Annotated in this window: 15 protein-coding genes; 12 read left to right on the top strand and 3 right to left on the bottom strand. The window is 45.3% G+C overall.

Annotated features, from left to right (window positions below; genetic code table 11):
- The first annotated feature begins 59 nt into the window (after positions 1 to 59).
- A complete protein-coding gene (locus ACUN27_RS25405) occupies positions 60 to 1259 on the top strand; it encodes an MFS transporter (RefSeq protein WP_326061522.1) in 1200 nt (399 codons plus the stop codon).
- Between the two features lie 79 nt (positions 1260 to 1338).
- On the opposite strand, the gene ACUN27_RS25400 is transcribed toward ACUN27_RS25405, so the two are convergent.
- Positions 1339 to 2172 (bottom strand): sugar phosphate isomerase/epimerase family protein, encoded by an 834-nt coding sequence (locus tag ACUN27_RS25400; RefSeq protein ID WP_326061523.1) that lies wholly within the window; start codon positions 2170 to 2172, stop codon positions 1339 to 1341.
- Between the two features lie 139 nt (positions 2173 to 2311).
- On the opposite strand from ACUN27_RS25400, the gene ACUN27_RS25395 reads away from it, so the two are divergent.
- On the top strand, positions 2312 to 3355 hold the full coding sequence (locus ACUN27_RS25395; protein WP_315948630.1) for a LacI family DNA-binding transcriptional regulator: 1044 nt from the start codon (positions 2312 to 2314) through the stop codon (positions 3353 to 3355).
- On the opposite strand, the gene ACUN27_RS25390 is transcribed toward ACUN27_RS25395, so the two are convergent.
- Positions 3352 to 4212 carry a 3-keto-disaccharide hydrolase gene (locus ACUN27_RS25390; protein WP_326061524.1) on the bottom strand — a complete coding sequence of 287 codons (861 nt, stop codon included), beginning with the start codon at positions 4210 to 4212 and terminating at the stop codon, positions 3352 to 3354. The two genes, ACUN27_RS25395 and ACUN27_RS25390, sit on opposite strands and share 4 nt — an antisense overlap.
- A 444-nt stretch (positions 4213 to 4656) precedes the next feature.
- Between ACUN27_RS25390 and ACUN27_RS25385 the strand changes: the two genes are divergently transcribed.
- The 7 genes from ACUN27_RS25385 (at position 4657) to ACUN27_RS25355 (ending at position 10825) form a co-directional block, all read left to right on the top strand.
- Entirely contained in the window at positions 4657 to 6336 is a 1680-nt protein-coding gene (locus ACUN27_RS25385; RefSeq protein WP_326061525.1) for an extracellular solute-binding protein, read from the top strand.
- Between the two features lie 90 nt (positions 6337 to 6426).
- Positions 6427 to 7314, top strand: a complete 888-nt coding sequence (locus ACUN27_RS25380) for an ABC transporter permease (protein WP_326061559.1) — start codon at positions 6427 to 6429, stop codon at positions 7312 to 7314.
- A gap of 17 nt (positions 7315 to 7331) precedes the next feature.
- Positions 7332 to 8231 (top strand): carbohydrate ABC transporter permease, encoded by a 900-nt coding sequence (locus ACUN27_RS25375; RefSeq protein WP_315948638.1) that lies wholly within the window; start codon positions 7332 to 7334, stop codon positions 8229 to 8231.
- Positions 8232 to 8269: 38 nt separating this feature from the next.
- Entirely contained in the window at positions 8270 to 8722 is a 453-nt protein-coding gene (locus tag ACUN27_RS25370) for a VOC family protein (RefSeq protein ID WP_315948639.1), read from the top strand.
- Positions 8723 to 8745: 23 nt separating this feature from the next.
- Positions 8746 to 9444, top strand: coding sequence for an SDR family oxidoreductase (locus ACUN27_RS25365; RefSeq protein WP_326061526.1), 699 nt, complete (start codon positions 8746 to 8748; stop codon positions 9442 to 9444).
- 35 nt (positions 9445 to 9479) lie between these two features.
- On the top strand, positions 9480 to 10364 hold the full coding sequence (locus ACUN27_RS25360; protein ID WP_326061527.1) for a TolB family protein: 885 nt from the start codon (positions 9480 to 9482) through the stop codon (positions 10362 to 10364).
- A 17-nt stretch (positions 10365 to 10381) separates the two neighbouring features.
- On the top strand, positions 10382 to 10825 hold the full coding sequence (locus ACUN27_RS25355) for a VOC family protein (protein WP_326061528.1): 444 nt from the start codon (positions 10382 to 10384) through the stop codon (positions 10823 to 10825).
- Between the two features lie 349 nt (positions 10826 to 11174).
- Here ACUN27_RS25355 and ACUN27_RS25350 read toward each other — a convergent pair whose 3' ends face one another.
- The gene (locus tag ACUN27_RS25350) at positions 11175 to 11888 is read right to left on the bottom strand and encodes a GNAT family N-acetyltransferase (RefSeq protein ID WP_315948645.1); all 714 of its coding nucleotides are present in this window, start codon (positions 11886 to 11888) and stop codon (positions 11175 to 11177) included.
- Between the two features lie 469 nt (positions 11889 to 12357).
- Between ACUN27_RS25350 and ACUN27_RS25345 the strand changes: the two genes are divergently transcribed.
- Genes ACUN27_RS25345 through ACUN27_RS25335 form a run of 3 tightly spaced genes read left to right on the top strand, consistent with a single transcriptional unit; the run spans position 12358 to position 14701 of the window.
- A complete protein-coding gene (locus ACUN27_RS25345; RefSeq protein WP_326061530.1) occupies positions 12358 to 13020 on the top strand; it encodes a type 1 glutamine amidotransferase domain-containing protein in 663 nt (220 codons plus the stop codon).
- Positions 13021 to 13037: 17 nt separating this feature from the next.
- Positions 13038 to 13499, top strand: coding sequence for a DinB family protein (locus ACUN27_RS25340; protein ID WP_326061531.1), 462 nt, complete (start codon positions 13038 to 13040; stop codon positions 13497 to 13499).
- A 35-nt stretch (positions 13500 to 13534) separates the two neighbouring features.
- A complete protein-coding gene (locus ACUN27_RS25335; RefSeq protein ID WP_315948651.1) occupies positions 13535 to 14701 on the top strand; it encodes an iron-containing alcohol dehydrogenase in 1167 nt (388 codons plus the stop codon).
- Positions 14702 to 14803 lie beyond the last annotated feature (102 nt).

The raw sequence follows: 14803 nt of genomic DNA, 5'->3' as shown, positions 1-14803 counted from the left end.
TTTTTTTGCAATAATACTGAATATATATTCAGTGTTTTTCGAGGTTGGGAGGAATTAAAATGACATTATTGACAAGACATCAGGGAGCTTTATTAGTACTTATGTTTAATCTTTTTCTAGTCTTTTCGGGGATAGGACTTGTTATCCCTATTATGCCTAAATTTATGGATAGTCTAGGGATTACCGGAGGGGTTATCGGGTTGTTGATTGCTTCGTTTTCGCTTACGCAGTTTCTTTGTTCGCCATTGGCCGGCCGTTTGGCTGATTCATTTGGCAGGAAAAGAATGATCGTCATCGGGATGATTGTGTTCGCCGTCTCCGAGGGCATATTTGGATTAGCCAGTTCGCCTGCCTTGTTATTTGTTTCAAGGATGTTAGGCGGTATCAGTGCAGCCATGATCATGCCGGCCGTTATGGCTTACGCAGCGGATATCACGACACCGGAAGAACGAGCCGCAGGAATGGGGTATATTACAGCATCGATTACGACGGGTTTTATTATTGGACCCGGTATAGGCGGTTATATCGCGGAATTTGGGATTCGCGTACCCTTTTACTCCGCGGCGGCAGCGGGACTTTTTGCGGCGTGCATCACCCTGTTTATTTTACGGGAGTCGCTTCCTTCAAAAGAGATAAGATCAGATACTCCACCTAGAGCAGCAGTTGAACGAAGAGGGCTTTTTTCACAATTGAAGAACGCTTACAAAGAGCCCTATTTTTTAAGTTTGGTTATCGTTTTTGTGATGTCATTCGGACTTGCAAATTATGAAACGATCTATGGACTATTTGTGGATCGAAAATTTGGTTTTCAACCTAAGGATATCGCTTTTATCATAACGTTCGGTTCCATAGCAGGCGCCGTGATTCAAGTTACAGCCTTTAGCTGGATATTGAATCGTTTGGGAGAGCAGCTTGTTATTTCACTTTGTCTTTTCTTTGCAGGTTTGTTTATTCTGCTGACGCTATTTGTTCACCAATTCTGGATGATTTTTGCTGTTACCTTTGTTGTATTTCTGGCGATCGATATCTTACGGCCAGCCATCAGTACCCAATTGTCAATGGTGGCTGAGGATCAGCAAGGTTATGTTGCCGGATTGAACTCTGCCTTTACCAGTCTTGGTAATATTGTTGGGCCTATTGTAGCTGGTTTTTTATTAGACATGAATGTCAATTATCCTTATACGCTGGCGAGCTTGGTTTTGTTGATTTGTTGCGTTTTATCGGTTGCAGCGAAAAAGCGCAGCCTGCAGGGGGCCTAGACATCCTCATGATGAGGAACGAGTGGGATGATAGGGCAGAAAGGACAGAGCTCCGCGAGTTTGCGGGCTCTGTTTTTTCTTACAATGGGATCTTGAGCTCCGAGGCAATATCCGAGATATACCCCGCTGCTTGCCGATAGGCTTCGTTGCTTGAAAGATGCTCAATGATGAGTGTAGTGTCGGGATGGAGCTTGTTAAGCTCTGTTAGGAATGTCCGATAGTCCAGATGCCCCTGACCCGGTATTACCTCATCCAAATGGACGGTTAACTTCCCCCTCAGAAGAATATCCTTGGCATGGCAGTTTCGTATATAGGGTCCAAGCTTCGCAAAAAAATCTCGGATCATGTCACCATTGCGATAATAAGTACGTGGATTGGTGACGATATTCACAGGATCGAAATGAACTCCGAAGCCTTTACGGTCAATAGCCTGAACGAGAGAAAGGTAAGAATCTGCGGAATCCGGGAAAATCCAAGGCATCATCTCAAGTGCAAAAACCGTACGTTCAGGTTGAACGGCGTCTAGAATTTCACGGGTTGTTTCCACAATCAGCTCGAAAGTGTCCTCACTAAAATTGTCGGGATCCGGCCCGTCCCATTGCTCTCCTCGGGATCCGGCTATATTCACGCAGCATTGCGCGCCGATCCGTTCTGCCAACTCCAGTCTTTTAATGCAATAGGCAATAGCTTTCCGCCTTGTTTCCTCATTGCGACTGATCGGATTGCTCCAGGCGCCGACTTCGGAGATGAGAATGTCATGCCGCTTGGCCAAAGTCATATAATCCTCAAGCTCTCGGATATCCTCCTCACCGCTAATCGGACAAGTTGTTGCCCGAAAGCCAGCTTCTTTAAGGGCAAGCGCCCAATTCTCCGGGTTTTTCTCATTCAGAAATACTTGACCGCCAAGACGCATCGGAACCCTACCTTTCGTAGATAGATAATTGCTTTCGTGCGATGTTGGAGCTTATCGTGATCTAAAAAAACATTGACAACGATTTCTAGGCATGTGTATGATGTGCGTAAACACGCGTTCACGAAAGAGGATGAGCAACATGAAAAAAACAGATATCAACAGCACAGAGATTGCTAAGCTTGCTGGGGTTTCCAGGAGCACGGTAAGCAGGGTCATCAACAATTACTCGAATGTACCTGCTGAAACGCGCGAGAAGGTTTTGAAAGTGATACAACAATATAATTATTTCCCCAATGTGTCTGCCCAGGTTCTTGCTGGGAAGCGAGCGCGTACGATTGGCCTGTTTCTCATTGAGCAAGGGAACGTATCGGGCGATATGCTGACGAATATGCTTATCGTTAGTGTTATAGAACATGCTTCCGAGCACGGCTACTATGTGCTTACCCACATTATTCGTGATGCCAAGGATACGGAAATGATCAAAAACGTAAAAGAGATCTTCTTCCAACGTAGAATCGATGGAGGCATCTTTATCGGAGCAGCCATTCATGAACCGTTTATTGAAGAATTGATCGATGAAGGTTTTGTGATCGGTATTGTTGATCAAACGCTTTCGGATCATCCGGAACCGAATCGAATCGTATCCAAATTTAATAATGACTCGGGCATGAAACAGGCTGTAGCCTATTTGGCAGGACTTGGCCATTCCAAAATTGGTGTCATCAATGGGGATATGAATCGTCTATCCGGCCAGACCAAATATGAGGGCTACAAAACAGCGATGCGCATGTGCGGCTTACAGGTGAATCCGAACTGGGTTCTAAATGGCGACGATTTTCATGAGAGAAGCGGTTATAAGGTTATACAAAAACTAATGAGTCAAGAAACGGATCTGCCAACAGCGATTATTGCAGCGAACGATAGTGTAGCGTTTGGAGCCATTCGGGCGCTGAAAGAGCATAAGCTGCGTGTTCCCGAAGATCTATCCATTATTGGATTCGATGATCATGCACTAAGTGAAAAACATCATCCCGCCTTGACGACGATTCGTGTTGATTTTAGCGACATGTTGAAACGCATGACCTCTTGTTTAATCACAAAAATTGAACAGAAGACTTTGGACATAAAAGAAATCACGGTTGATTGCAGCCTTGTGGTCAGAGAATCTTGCCGAAGAATTTAAATATTTGGTTCGTTCCCCGGTTGACTAAGCTCCCAAATTCGAATATTGCGCCATCTGCAAGCTGCGTTTGGCGCCCAGCGCGCTTCTCCCATTCCGGGATCATTATCATGGATCTCAAACGCAATATGTCCTTTCGGGCCAAGGAGTTCCAGGACTTTCGTTGCATCATAGAAAGGATGCTTCAGATCCGCCGTATTCATTTCTGTAATTTTCATGTCGTTAATATGTACGGTGATTCGCGGGGACGCCCCTTCAACACGAATTTTGAATGTATTCCAATCATTCCATTTCCATATGGACAGGAACTGCTCCCCGTCTGCCGCATAATCAAGCAGTGCGGGTTTGTCGGGTGTAAGGGGTTCAATGGTTGTCGAGGGATCTTCTAGTCGCAGCCCTTCGGGATTTCCTTGCTCATCGTATGTCGCATCAAGAGTGAAAGAAATGCCATGGAAGCCACCGATCCCATTGCCATAAATACCACCGATATTTCCCGAACGGCGGTGATCCAGAAGGATTTGGAATCCTTGAGAACCAAGCGCTGAGGTACGGACCAAGATGCCGGTATCCGCCGGCCAGTCGGGATGCGCCTCGAAGATCAATTCAAAATCCCCGTAAAGCCCGTCGCTAAGCAGATATCCGCCATAACCGGATCCGGGTGGATCCTGCCGGCCTGTGATAGCACCATCCTCAACGGTCCATTTTCCACATGTCTGCGCAGCGCGTTGGTATTTCTCGGTGGTAGGATCCGGGCCAGGTTCGCCGGGAGCGCGTGGAACAGGCAAGCGGGGAACGAAATGCCATCCTGTGAGCGTTTTGCCATCAAAGATGGGGGTGAAATTTGCGTCGTTCTTCTGCATAATACCTCCTTGTGTTCAACAATGAGTGAAAAGTTCTCTGCTTGATAATTATATCATAAACGCGTGTTTAGACAATGGAGATTATGTGAGATGATCATTTTTATTTGGAAAAGTGTAGAAATTAAAGGTTGACAGCGCTTTTATCGGTTGTGTATGATGAGTCCATAGACACGTGTTTACAAAGATAGTGGCACATGTAAGCTAGTAAATGGTGATATAGAGGTTATATAGAGGTCTGATATTTTTTTGATAAAAATAAACGCGCGTTCAGTCGGTTTTTGCCGATTCAGGGGTTGTTGCACTAACAAATAAACGCGCGTTTACAAAAGTGGGGATGCATAAGAACCTGTATACAGGTTTTGGTTACATGTTCAGCAGCCTTAGCTTTATCATAGCTTACAAAGCTGTGTCATTATAACAATCCAAATACAGGAGGAATTACACGTGAAAGAGCTGAAAATCAAAAGAGTTCTACCGCACGCCTTGGTGGCCCTACTGACGGTTTTTACTATTTCAGCTTGTGAAACTGCTACCACAGGGTCTGATGCACAGAGCTCTAACAATCCTTCAGAAAACATGGACGCTAATGGGAAATATCAGAAACCGCTCAAGATGACCTGGGCTGTTCAAACAGCAGCTGCTTCCAAACTCCTTGACAATGAAACCTGGGAAGATAACCGATGGAGCCGTTTGTTCAAAGATAAGCTCAATATTGATCTTCAGGTTGCTTTCACAGCCGACAGCAGTACCGATGCATATAAAAATAAACTGAATGCCATCATTGCTTCAGGTGACCTGCCGGACGTATTCAAAACGCAGGATACAAACGTTTTTCTGCAGTTGGCACAGAATGGGCAGCTGGCCGATCTCACCGAGGTGTATAACAAATATGCGACGGATTCCATCAAGGAATATCAAAAGAGATTTGCCGATTCCTTTAAGGGAGCTACGATCGACGGCAAACTTTATGCCATACCTCGAATGAACGACAACTTCCACGAAGCGCCGTTTCTATGGATACGTGAAGACTGGCTTAAACGAACGAATTCTCAGCCACCCAAGACCATCGAAGAGCTTGTTGCTCTTGCGAAGAAGTTCGCCACCGAAGATCCGGATGGGAATGGTAAGAATGGTGACACGATTGGGCTTGCCCTCAACAAGGATCTCATCAGACAAAATCATGCCAGCATTCTTGGTTTGGTTTCCGCGTTTGGCGTTCCTGGACGCGACGAGAGCATGTTTTATCGTGACCAGAATGGCAAAATGACATTTGCCTGGATTCAGCCGAACATGAAGCCGGCGCTTGCTGTATTGGCAGATATGTATAAACAGGGACTTATCAATAAGGATTTTACCTCAAAAAGCGAATCAGCACTCGTAGAAGATATCACTAGCGGCAAGATCGGTATGGCTTTCGGCAGCAACTGGGGCACCTGGTATCCCTATAATAATGTTTATAAAAAAGATGGTGTTATCGTACGTCCCTACCCAATCCCCACACAATCCGGTTACGATTACAAGATTGGTATCGAGAGCAACGCTGTAGGCCAGATGACGATGGTAAGGAAAGATTACAAAAACCCCGAAGCCGTTATTAAGATGCTAAATCTGTACGATGAGACCGTTAATTACTCAACAAAGGATGTTTACGATAAATATTGGGCTAATGAGCAATACCGTTTATCGCCAATTTACATCGATCAACCGGGTGAGGTTTACGCAGCAGATTTGCTGAAAGCAATGGATAAAGGCTCCTCTGAAGGCCTTCCTCCTGCCGCAAAGCCCTTATATGACTATATTGCCGGATTCGAGAATGGAACTCTTGCCAAAGATGACAACGCTTTCGGTACTTGGGGGCAAATGTCCAAGTCAGGTTCTTTACCCATCGTATTGAACAAGTATATCCCCGACAAGGCCATCGTCCAGAGTATCTTGGGCATTCAAAGACCTGATGTATGGTTAACGAACGTTTCTTCATTGGACACCCTGACCATCACAGCCTTTACGGATATCATTACAGGAGCTAAGCCTGTCGAATATTTCGATACCTTTGTACAGCAGTGGCTGAAGGCAGGCGGTCAAAAATCACTTGACGAACTTGATAAAATGTACCCGGCCAAATAAATGTTTAGATGACAGCGGTGGGGGATATCTCACCGTAAATCATTGACAGGTGGTGAAGTGGTGTTTGCAAGTCTGAAGCGAAAAGACAAGATGTTAAGAGAACTACCGTTATATCTCATGTTGCTCCCCGCTGTCGTTCTGGTTGCAATCTTCAGCTATGGCTCCATGGCCGGGGTGATCATCGCTTTTCAAAAATTTATTCCGGCAAAAGGGATGTTCGGGAACCAACAATGGGTAGGTATTCAAAATTTCATTACGTTGTTTTCCATGCCGAATATAGGGTTGGTCATTCGCAATACGGTTGTTATCGCCTTGTGCAAAATGATTGCAGGCGTCGTTGTTCCGGTGGGATTTGCCCTGCTGCTCAACGAAGTCAGGAATCAGTTAACCAAGCGTATTTTCCAGACGCTGGTGTATTTACCGCACTTTTTGTCCTGGGTCATCTTATCCGGCATTTTATTAAATCTTTTGTCACCGAACGAGGGCTTTGTCAATATTGTACTTTCCAAACTTGGCATTGAACCTATCTTTTTCCTAGGTAACCCGAATGTGTTTCCAGCCACAATGGTCATCAGCGATATTTGGAAGACTTTTGGATTCGGATCGGTGATTTATCTAGCTGCTCTCACAGGCATAGACCCTGCGCTTTACGAGGCTGCAGTCATTGATGGTGCAAACCGTTGGCAGCAGACCCGGCATATCACCCTGCCTGGCATCTCATCGATGGTCGTCCTGATGACCGTGTTGGGTCTTGCCAATATTCTCAACGGCGGTTTCGATCAAATCTATAATATGTACAGTCCCGTGGTCTATTCGACCGGTGATATTTTGGATACCTTCGTGTTTCGTCTTGGCATTGAACAGGCGCAATACGCGCTCTCCACTGCGGCTGGCCTGTTTAAGTCGTGTGTCTCGCTAATTTTTATTGTTGTCTCTTATTACTTGGCGGACAAATTAACCGGATACAGAGTCTTTTAAAGGAAGGAGAGATGACCATGGGAATAAAGGATTCCCTATCACGCAAAATATTCCTAGTGAGCAATTCCGTATTCCTGCTGCTTGTTGCAATTTTATGCATTGCGCCGTTTATCAACCTGTTGGCCGTATCATTTTCGGATAAAGTAGCCGTAGCGGCAGGTGAGGTTACTTTTTTCCCAGTGGGATTTACAACGATCTCTTACCAATTTATTACGAACACATCGAAGTTCTTCATGTCGCTGCTTGTTTCCATTAAACGAACGGCCATCGGCGTTCCGCTCAATTTATTATTGATCATTTTGACCGCCTATCCTCTCTCTAAATCAAAAGAAGATTTTGGTGCGCGGAGTATTTTCTCATGGTTCTTTGTCGTGACTATCCTTTTCAATGCCGGATTAATTCCTACCTATATGGTCGTGAAAAGCACCGGATTGATGAATACCATCTGGGCGCTTGTTCTACCAGGGGCACTTCCCGTGTTCAGCATGCTCGTTGTAATGAATTATATGCGCAGTCTGCCGAAGGAATTGCTGGAGGCAGCGTATATGGATGGCGCGAGTCACGTGCAGACGCTAATTCGTGTGGTTTTGCCGGTCTCCATTCCAACGCTTGCAACTGTAACGCTTTTTTCATTCGTAGACCACTGGAACAGCTGGTTTGACGGCATGATTTATATGAACAAAATTCAAAACTATCCCTTACAAACCTATTTGCAAACGGTTGTCGTGAATCCGGAGGAATTTATTCGCAACAATACGGATCTTAGCGGCAACTTATCCAAATATTTGTCCATGGTCAGTGCCAGAACGACGGGAGCTGCACAGATGTTCTTGGCTATGATACCGATTTTATGCATCTATCCTTTCTTGCAAAAGTATTTTACAACCGGACTCGTGATGGGCAGTGTAAAGGAATAGGCAGAAGAAGTAAAAAATGAAAATTGGATGGTGCAAACATGAAAAATAACATTAGCTTCGAGGGTTTTATTCAGATTGCGATTGTCGTAAATGATATCCAGAAAGCTGCGGAGGCATGGGCAAATCTATTGAATTTTCCTGTGCCGGAAATCCGTTATCTGCCTCCCACACATAATCCCGATTTGACGTATCGTGGCAAACCGGCCTACTACGGCCTGAAGCTCGCGAATATCCGAGTTGGCAATTTTGTTATTGAATTGCATGAACCTGACGAGAAAGACAGTACTTTCAGGGAGTTTCTTGATCAACATGGCAACGGTGTCCATCATCTAGGTTTTCAGGTAGGCGAGAAACGTGATGCCATCATCGGTGAGTTGGAGGAGATGGGGTATGCCATGCGGACGATTGGTTATTACCCTGGCAGCAGCTGGACCATTGTCGACGCTGAGGATAATTTGGGCGTTAATTTGAACATCAAACCTCGGGCCTAATAGGGGGAAAAGGAGGAGCAGACATGAATATCGTCATTACCGGTGCAAATCGTGGTCTTGGGTATGAATTGACACTCGCTGCCGTACAGAGGGGGCACAAGGTTATAGCGGGAAATCGTTCACCGCAGGAAGAGGGGAATTTGTTGGAACTGGCCAGCCGGTTTCCCGGCCAAATTAAGACTGTTCAGCTCGATGTATGCGACGAAGAATCGATTGCCCGCTTAGCGGAAACGTTACGTGCAGGTAACCAAACGGTGGATGCCGTCATTAACAACGCGGGGATTTTGCTCGGAAGAGGTGTTGCTCTAGAAGAATTGCCTATCCAGGATGTCGTTCGTTCTTTCGAAGTTAATTTATTTGGTCCGATGATGCTCATCAAACATCTGCTTCCTCTCATGGAGGAAGGCAGCTCGCGCGCCATTCTTAACATTTCGTCCGAAGCCGGCAGTATGTCCAACGCTTACGGGGGAGATTTTCCTTATGCAATTTCCAAAACGGCGATCAACATGTTCTCTAAGCAGCTTAAAAAGTATGTAAAAAACAGAGGAATCCGTGTGTACGCCATTCACCCAGGCTGGATTAAGACAGACATGGGCGGCGAGAAAGCTCCCGGAGATCCTGCCGAGAGCGCTAATGGCATTATCGATATTCTCGAAATGAAAAAAGAGATCGATCCGGAATCCTTTTTTGTCAATTACAAAGGAGAACCGATGCCTATGTGACAGTTGGGCGAATTGAAAAATGAAGGAGATTCGCGATGAATACGTTAAAGGAACCACGAAAGGTAGAAAGAAGAAACGTGATCAGTACGTTGGAAACAGTGGACGTGATAAGTGGCGAACGTAACATCTTGGCTGAATTTGATTTTCTGATTGAAGCACCCAATTGGACGTGTGACGGCAACTACCTTGTGTATAACAGCTTAGGCCGTCTCTATAAGTTTAACCTCGTGACAAGGGAAAGCACAGCCATAGAATCCGGCTACGCTATTCAATGCAATAACGACCATGTACTCTCACCGGATAACACTGTTGTTGCGGTAAGCCATCACACTCACGAGGACGGCCTTTCTCGTATCTATACGTTCCCTTTGCAGGGGGGCGATCCCACACTCATTACGCCGATAGCACCAAGCTATTTGCACGGATGGTCACCGGACGGAAGCACATTAGCTTATTGTGCGGAGCGGAATGGCGAATACGATATCTACACCATTCCAGTGAATGGTGGCATTGAAACACAATTAACGCATACCACGGGGTTAAATGACGGCCCTGAATATTCACCTGACGGTCAACACATCTGGTTCAACTCGGTACGAACAGGTCTTATGCAAGTATGGCGCATGAATGCCGACGGCAGTGAACAGACCCAAATGACGTTGGATGAGAGCAATAATTGGTTTCCTCATGTTTCTCCAGATGGAGAATTAGTGGCCTACATCACTTATCGGAAAGGCGATGTCGCTCCCGGTGATCATCCCGCTAACAAACATGTAGAAATTCGCGTTATGTCTAGCTCTGGTGGAGGTTATCGAACGATTGTCGAGCTTTTTGGGGGACAAGGAACTCTTAACGTTAATTCCTGGTCGCCGGACAGCAGGCATTTGGCTTTTGTTAGTTATCGTATTCAACCTTCTTAATGTAAAGGAGAAAAACGATGGAACATACGATTCTGGGTACAACTTTGGTTTGTCAGATTGCTATGATCGTGCGTGATGTGGAAAAGGCGACCCACCGCTTTGCGGAGCTTCTCGGAGTCCCGGCTCCAACGATCATCATGGCTAATGAGGATGGCAGCGACACCGTCAGTTACATGGGGAAACCTACACAAGGAAGAGTAAGACTTTCATTTTTTCACATGGAGAATGTCGTCATAGAATTCATTGAACCTACAGATGATCCTTCAACTTGGAAGGAATTCCTTGAAACAAAAGGTCCGGGAGTCCATCATATCGCATTTAAAGCAAAGAATAAAATGTTGGAAACAGCTGCCAAACTGGAGAAATTCGGGTTCCCTCTTATTCAAAATGGCAATAAATATGCGTATGTAGAAAGCACCGACGATTTGGGCGTCATTCTTGAACTTCTTGATATTGATTAAATGAACTTTTCATGCCAGGGCTAAGCGTTAACACCGTTGACAACAAGATCAGCATCGGCGAACTGGCGCTGGCGGCTAAAGCTTACGGTAAGTCGTCCGCGGATTCCGACTGGAACTCGTGGAAGCAGTTCGACTTCAGCGGTGACGACGTCGTAACATTGAGGATCTGGTCATGCTTGCCACTCAGATTCTGAACTAGGAATAAATAGTTGCCTTCAATCATTTCTGAGGGCCCTTGACTTACCAAAATCACAATTGTGTAGAAAGATTGAGAAATCAAGCAACAAAAAAACGGAGCCCCGCGTTTGCGGTTTAAAGGCTCCGTTTTTTAATACATTGCACGTTTATTTTATCCCATATAAAAATCGATCCGAACCTCTTCGCTGAATCCCATCGCTCGATACACACGAACGCCCATCTCGCTTGACTGCAGCACGGCTAACTTGCCGCCTGCCGCTTGTCCCTCACGAATAGCATGCGCGGTCAAAGCGCTTCCGATACCTCTCCTCCGGTATTCTCCAGCAGTAGCTACATTGTAAATGCCAATGGTTTCTCCATCTTGAAAGGCTGTAACCACTCCGGCAGGACGGCCATCCAGGAATCCGGCAAAATGCCGTAAAATGGCTTGTTCACCGAGCGCTAACGACTCGTTCACTTGCATGAATACCTCACCAGTTTCTCCTTGTAGGCCGAATGCAGGAAGAGCAATCTCTTTGAACCAGGAGAATTCCGATGATGTCCGAATAGGTTTGATTTCGAAGTTAGGTATGCTTGGAGCCTCATACGTCCAATCCGTAAGGGAAAGTGACATACCAGGAGATTGGCCGGACTTTTTAAGTCCTTGTTCCTCCAGTACGCTTGCCAGCTCAACCGCTTCGGTGTCATGCGACCAGATCAACCAAGAAAAGGGGCGTTTAGATGACTGATAATGATCGGCAATTGTTGCGATATCGTTCAATGCCCCATCGGATTTCAGTCCTTTATAGGTGATTATCCGATTGAATAACGAATGAGGGAGATCACTTTCGTAACGAATCGCTTGTGGTGTTTCTACGAATGACATGCGAGGACAGGAGTCGCTCATTTGCTTCATAATATGAATCATGTTTTGTTTGATGATGTCTGGCGTGCTTATCATGGTTGACCTCACTGGGTATAGGATTAGGACCTGCATTCCGTTATTGTAATTCGTAGAAATTCATCAAACAAATAACGAAATGTTGAAGAAGATATAAGTACTTTTATTCATAGATGGCTGTCTGTGCTGTTGCTCTCCTAACTGGCGCTATAACTTTTCATTATGACGCCCCCAACATACCTGTAGTACAATCCACAATGCCAAGGTGTTAAAGTATGTTTACCGCCAAAACAAAAGGCGAATGCAGCTGCTGATATAAAAAAAATATCGTCACATTTCGGTTTTTTTGATGTGTAATAAGCGTCCTAGAGGCAATAATATCTTTCGTAAGTCAGCTGCATGAACGAAATTGCCCAGGCTGTGTTTTGCTACTTCAAGTTAAGGGGGATTTACAATGAACAATCGTGTTCTAATGGTAGTTACGACTGCCGATCAAATAAATGAGAATGAGAAAACAGGCTTATGGTTGTCAGAATTTGTAGAGCCATACCTCGCGTTTAACAATAAAGGATATGAGGTTACGATAGCAAGCCCATTAGGCGGGAAGGTTCCGCTAGATCATAGAAGCCTAGAAGGCGCATCTCAAGAGATGTTAGATATGGCTAAGTATCTGAAAGATACCATTAAGCTGGAAAATGTGAATGACATTCATGCTTACGACGCTATTTTCATCCCGGGTGGACATGGAACGATGTTCGACATGCCTGATAACGAGGTGCTGCAAACCATGATCCGTACGATGTATGAATCCGGTAAAGTCGTTGCCGCGGTTTGTCATGGTCCTGCAGCCCTTGTAGGGGTGAAGTTGTCAGATGGTACGCCTCTAGTAGCAGGAAAAACGATTGCGGCTTTCACCGATGAGGAAGAAAGAGAAACGACTTTAGATAAATTCATGCCCTTTTTATTAGAAACAAGACTTCGCGAATTGGGAGCTAATATCGTCTTAGCGCCAAACTGGTCAGATAACGTTCAAGTAGACGGGAATCTCATTACAAGTCAAAATCCACAATCTGCGGAAAGTGCTGCTAAGGAAGTTATTCGTCAACTAAATAAATAATCAGGGGGCTATATAAAATGAAAACTGAACTTACATCAACACAACAGGTAATGAAACGTTGGAAAATGCACCGCAATGCCTTGCAAGAACTTGTCGCATTATTGCCCGAATCAAGCGGAACATGGCGCCCATGGGATGGCGGGATGACGACAATTGAACTTATTCATCATCTGGCTATGACTCCGGATTTCTTTTTTGCCGCTATTGAATCACGCGATATGATCGTCCCGCCCGTTCCGTCGACCATTTCGGAAGCTCGCGAGCTTCTTCAGCAATTAACCGCCGAGCACGAACAAAAGCTGGCCTCTTATTCAGAAGCAGATTTACAACAAGACGCAACTATTTTTGAAAATGTAGAGCCAATCGTAGAAGTGCTTCATCGTTTAATTGGACATGAGGCGCATCATAAAGGACAACTCTTCGTGTATGCCCGCATGCTGGGCGTAACACCGCCGTTTTATGTCGATTTAAGCGTATAATTGACAGAATTCATTGGAGAGGGGTAATAACGACGATGGAAAAGTTTGAGTTTTATAATCCGACTAAGCTTCTATTTGGAAAAGGTCAATTAAGCAGTTTGAAAAAAGAGATTCCGGCTTATGGCAAACGTGTTTTGCTATTGTATGGTGGCGGCAGTATGAAAAAGAGCGGCTTATACGATAAGGTCATCCATGAATTGAAAGAAATTGGCGCTACGGTTGTTGAGTTAGGAGGCGTTGAGCCGAACCCGCGACTAACGACTGTCAAAAAAGGGATTAACCTGATTAAAGAAAATCAGCTTGATTTCATTCTTGCCGTCGGTGGCGGCAGTGTGCTCGATTGTGCAAAAGCAATTGCCGCGGGCGTGCCGTACGATGGTGACGTATGGGATATCGTACTCAAGAAGGTGAAAGCTTCATCCAACTCTGTTCCGATTGGCACTGTCCTAACGTTAGCGGCAACGGGTTCCGAGATGAACGGAAATTCCGTCATCACGAATTGGGAAGAAAATGAGAAAAAGTCGTTTAACTCCATCCACGTCTATCCAAGATTCAGTATTCTGGATCCGGAGCTTACCTTCTCTGTGCCACGTGATCAAACGGTATACGGCATCGTTGATATTATGTCCCATGTCTTCGAACAGTATTTCCACGCCTCGAGCCATGCACCTCTTCAAGAAAGAATCGGTGAAGCGATTCTTCGCACCGTTATCGAGACGGCACCTAAGCTCGTGAACGATTTGAACAATTACGAATATCGCGAAGTCATGTTGTTGAATGGAACATTGGCTTTGAATGGACTAACCGCAATGGGGGTTAAAACCGATTGGGCAACGCATTATATTGAACACGCCGTATCGGCTGTCCATGATATCCCGCACGGCGGCGGACTCGCGATTCTTTTCCCACGCTGGATGGAACATGTCGCGGCTGTGCGTCCGGAGAAAGTGGCGCAGCTTGGGGTACGTGTATTTGACTTGGATCCGGCAGGAAAAACGGACACGCAATTGGCAGCGGAAGCGATTGAGTCACTCGTGAAATTTTGGACGTCCATTGGAGCACCTACTAAGCTCTCAGACTATGGCATTGATGATAAGGAAATTGAGTTAATGACGGAAAGAGCTATGCTCGCCGATCAAATAGGTAACTATGTTCCTCTTTCGAATGAGGATGTCAGAAAAATTTTGAGAAATTCTTTGTAATTTGTTGAAAAATGGGGCTGTCTCGAAGGTTCATACGACCAGAGAGATAGCCTATTTTCTATGAATAGATAAGCATTTTTATAGGTAATCCATAAATATGTA

The organism is Paenibacillus sp. WC2504 (genome assembly GCF_052682475.1).
This window is presented reverse-complemented; position numbering and strand designations above follow the sequence as displayed.

Bases quoted from the DNA above. Each gene is read 5' to 3' on its own strand.
- ACUN27_RS25405 (WP_326061522.1), top strand. From the start codon at position 60: ATGACATTATTGACAAGACATCAGGGAGCTTTATTAGTACTTATGTTT.
- ACUN27_RS25400 (WP_326061523.1), bottom strand. From the start codon at position 2,172: ATGCGTCTTGGCGGTCAAGTATTTCTGAATGAGAAAAACCCGGAGAAT.
- ACUN27_RS25395 (WP_315948630.1), top strand. From the start codon at position 2,312: ATGAAAAAAACAGATATCAACAGCACAGAGATTGCTAAGCTTGCTGGG.
- ACUN27_RS25390 (WP_326061524.1), bottom strand. From the start codon at position 4,212: ATGCAGAAGAACGACGCAAATTTCACCCCCATCTTTGATGGCAAAACG.
- ACUN27_RS25380 (WP_326061559.1), top strand. From the start codon at position 6,427: ATGTTAAGAGAACTACCGTTATATCTCATGTTGCTCCCCGCTGTCGTT.
- ACUN27_RS25375 (WP_315948638.1), top strand. From the start codon at position 7,332: ATGGGAATAAAGGATTCCCTATCACGCAAAATATTCCTAGTGAGCAAT.
- ACUN27_RS25370 (WP_315948639.1), top strand. From the start codon at position 8,270: ATGAAAAATAACATTAGCTTCGAGGGTTTTATTCAGATTGCGATTGTC.
- ACUN27_RS25365 (WP_326061526.1), top strand. From the start codon at position 8,746: ATGAATATCGTCATTACCGGTGCAAATCGTGGTCTTGGGTATGAATTG.
- ACUN27_RS25360 (WP_326061527.1), top strand. From the start codon at position 9,480: ATGAATACGTTAAAGGAACCACGAAAGGTAGAAAGAAGAAACGTGATC.
- ACUN27_RS25355 (WP_326061528.1), top strand. From the start codon at position 10,382: ATGGAACATACGATTCTGGGTACAACTTTGGTTTGTCAGATTGCTATG.
- ACUN27_RS25350 (WP_315948645.1), bottom strand. From the start codon at position 11,888: ATGTCATTCGTAGAAACACCACAAGCGATTCGTTACGAAAGTGATCTC.
- ACUN27_RS25345 (WP_326061530.1), top strand. From the start codon at position 12,358: ATGAACAATCGTGTTCTAATGGTAGTTACGACTGCCGATCAAATAAAT.
- ACUN27_RS25340 (WP_326061531.1), top strand. From the start codon at position 13,038: ATGAAAACTGAACTTACATCAACACAACAGGTAATGAAACGTTGGAAA.
- ACUN27_RS25335 (WP_315948651.1), top strand. From the start codon at position 13,535: ATGGAAAAGTTTGAGTTTTATAATCCGACTAAGCTTCTATTTGGAAAA.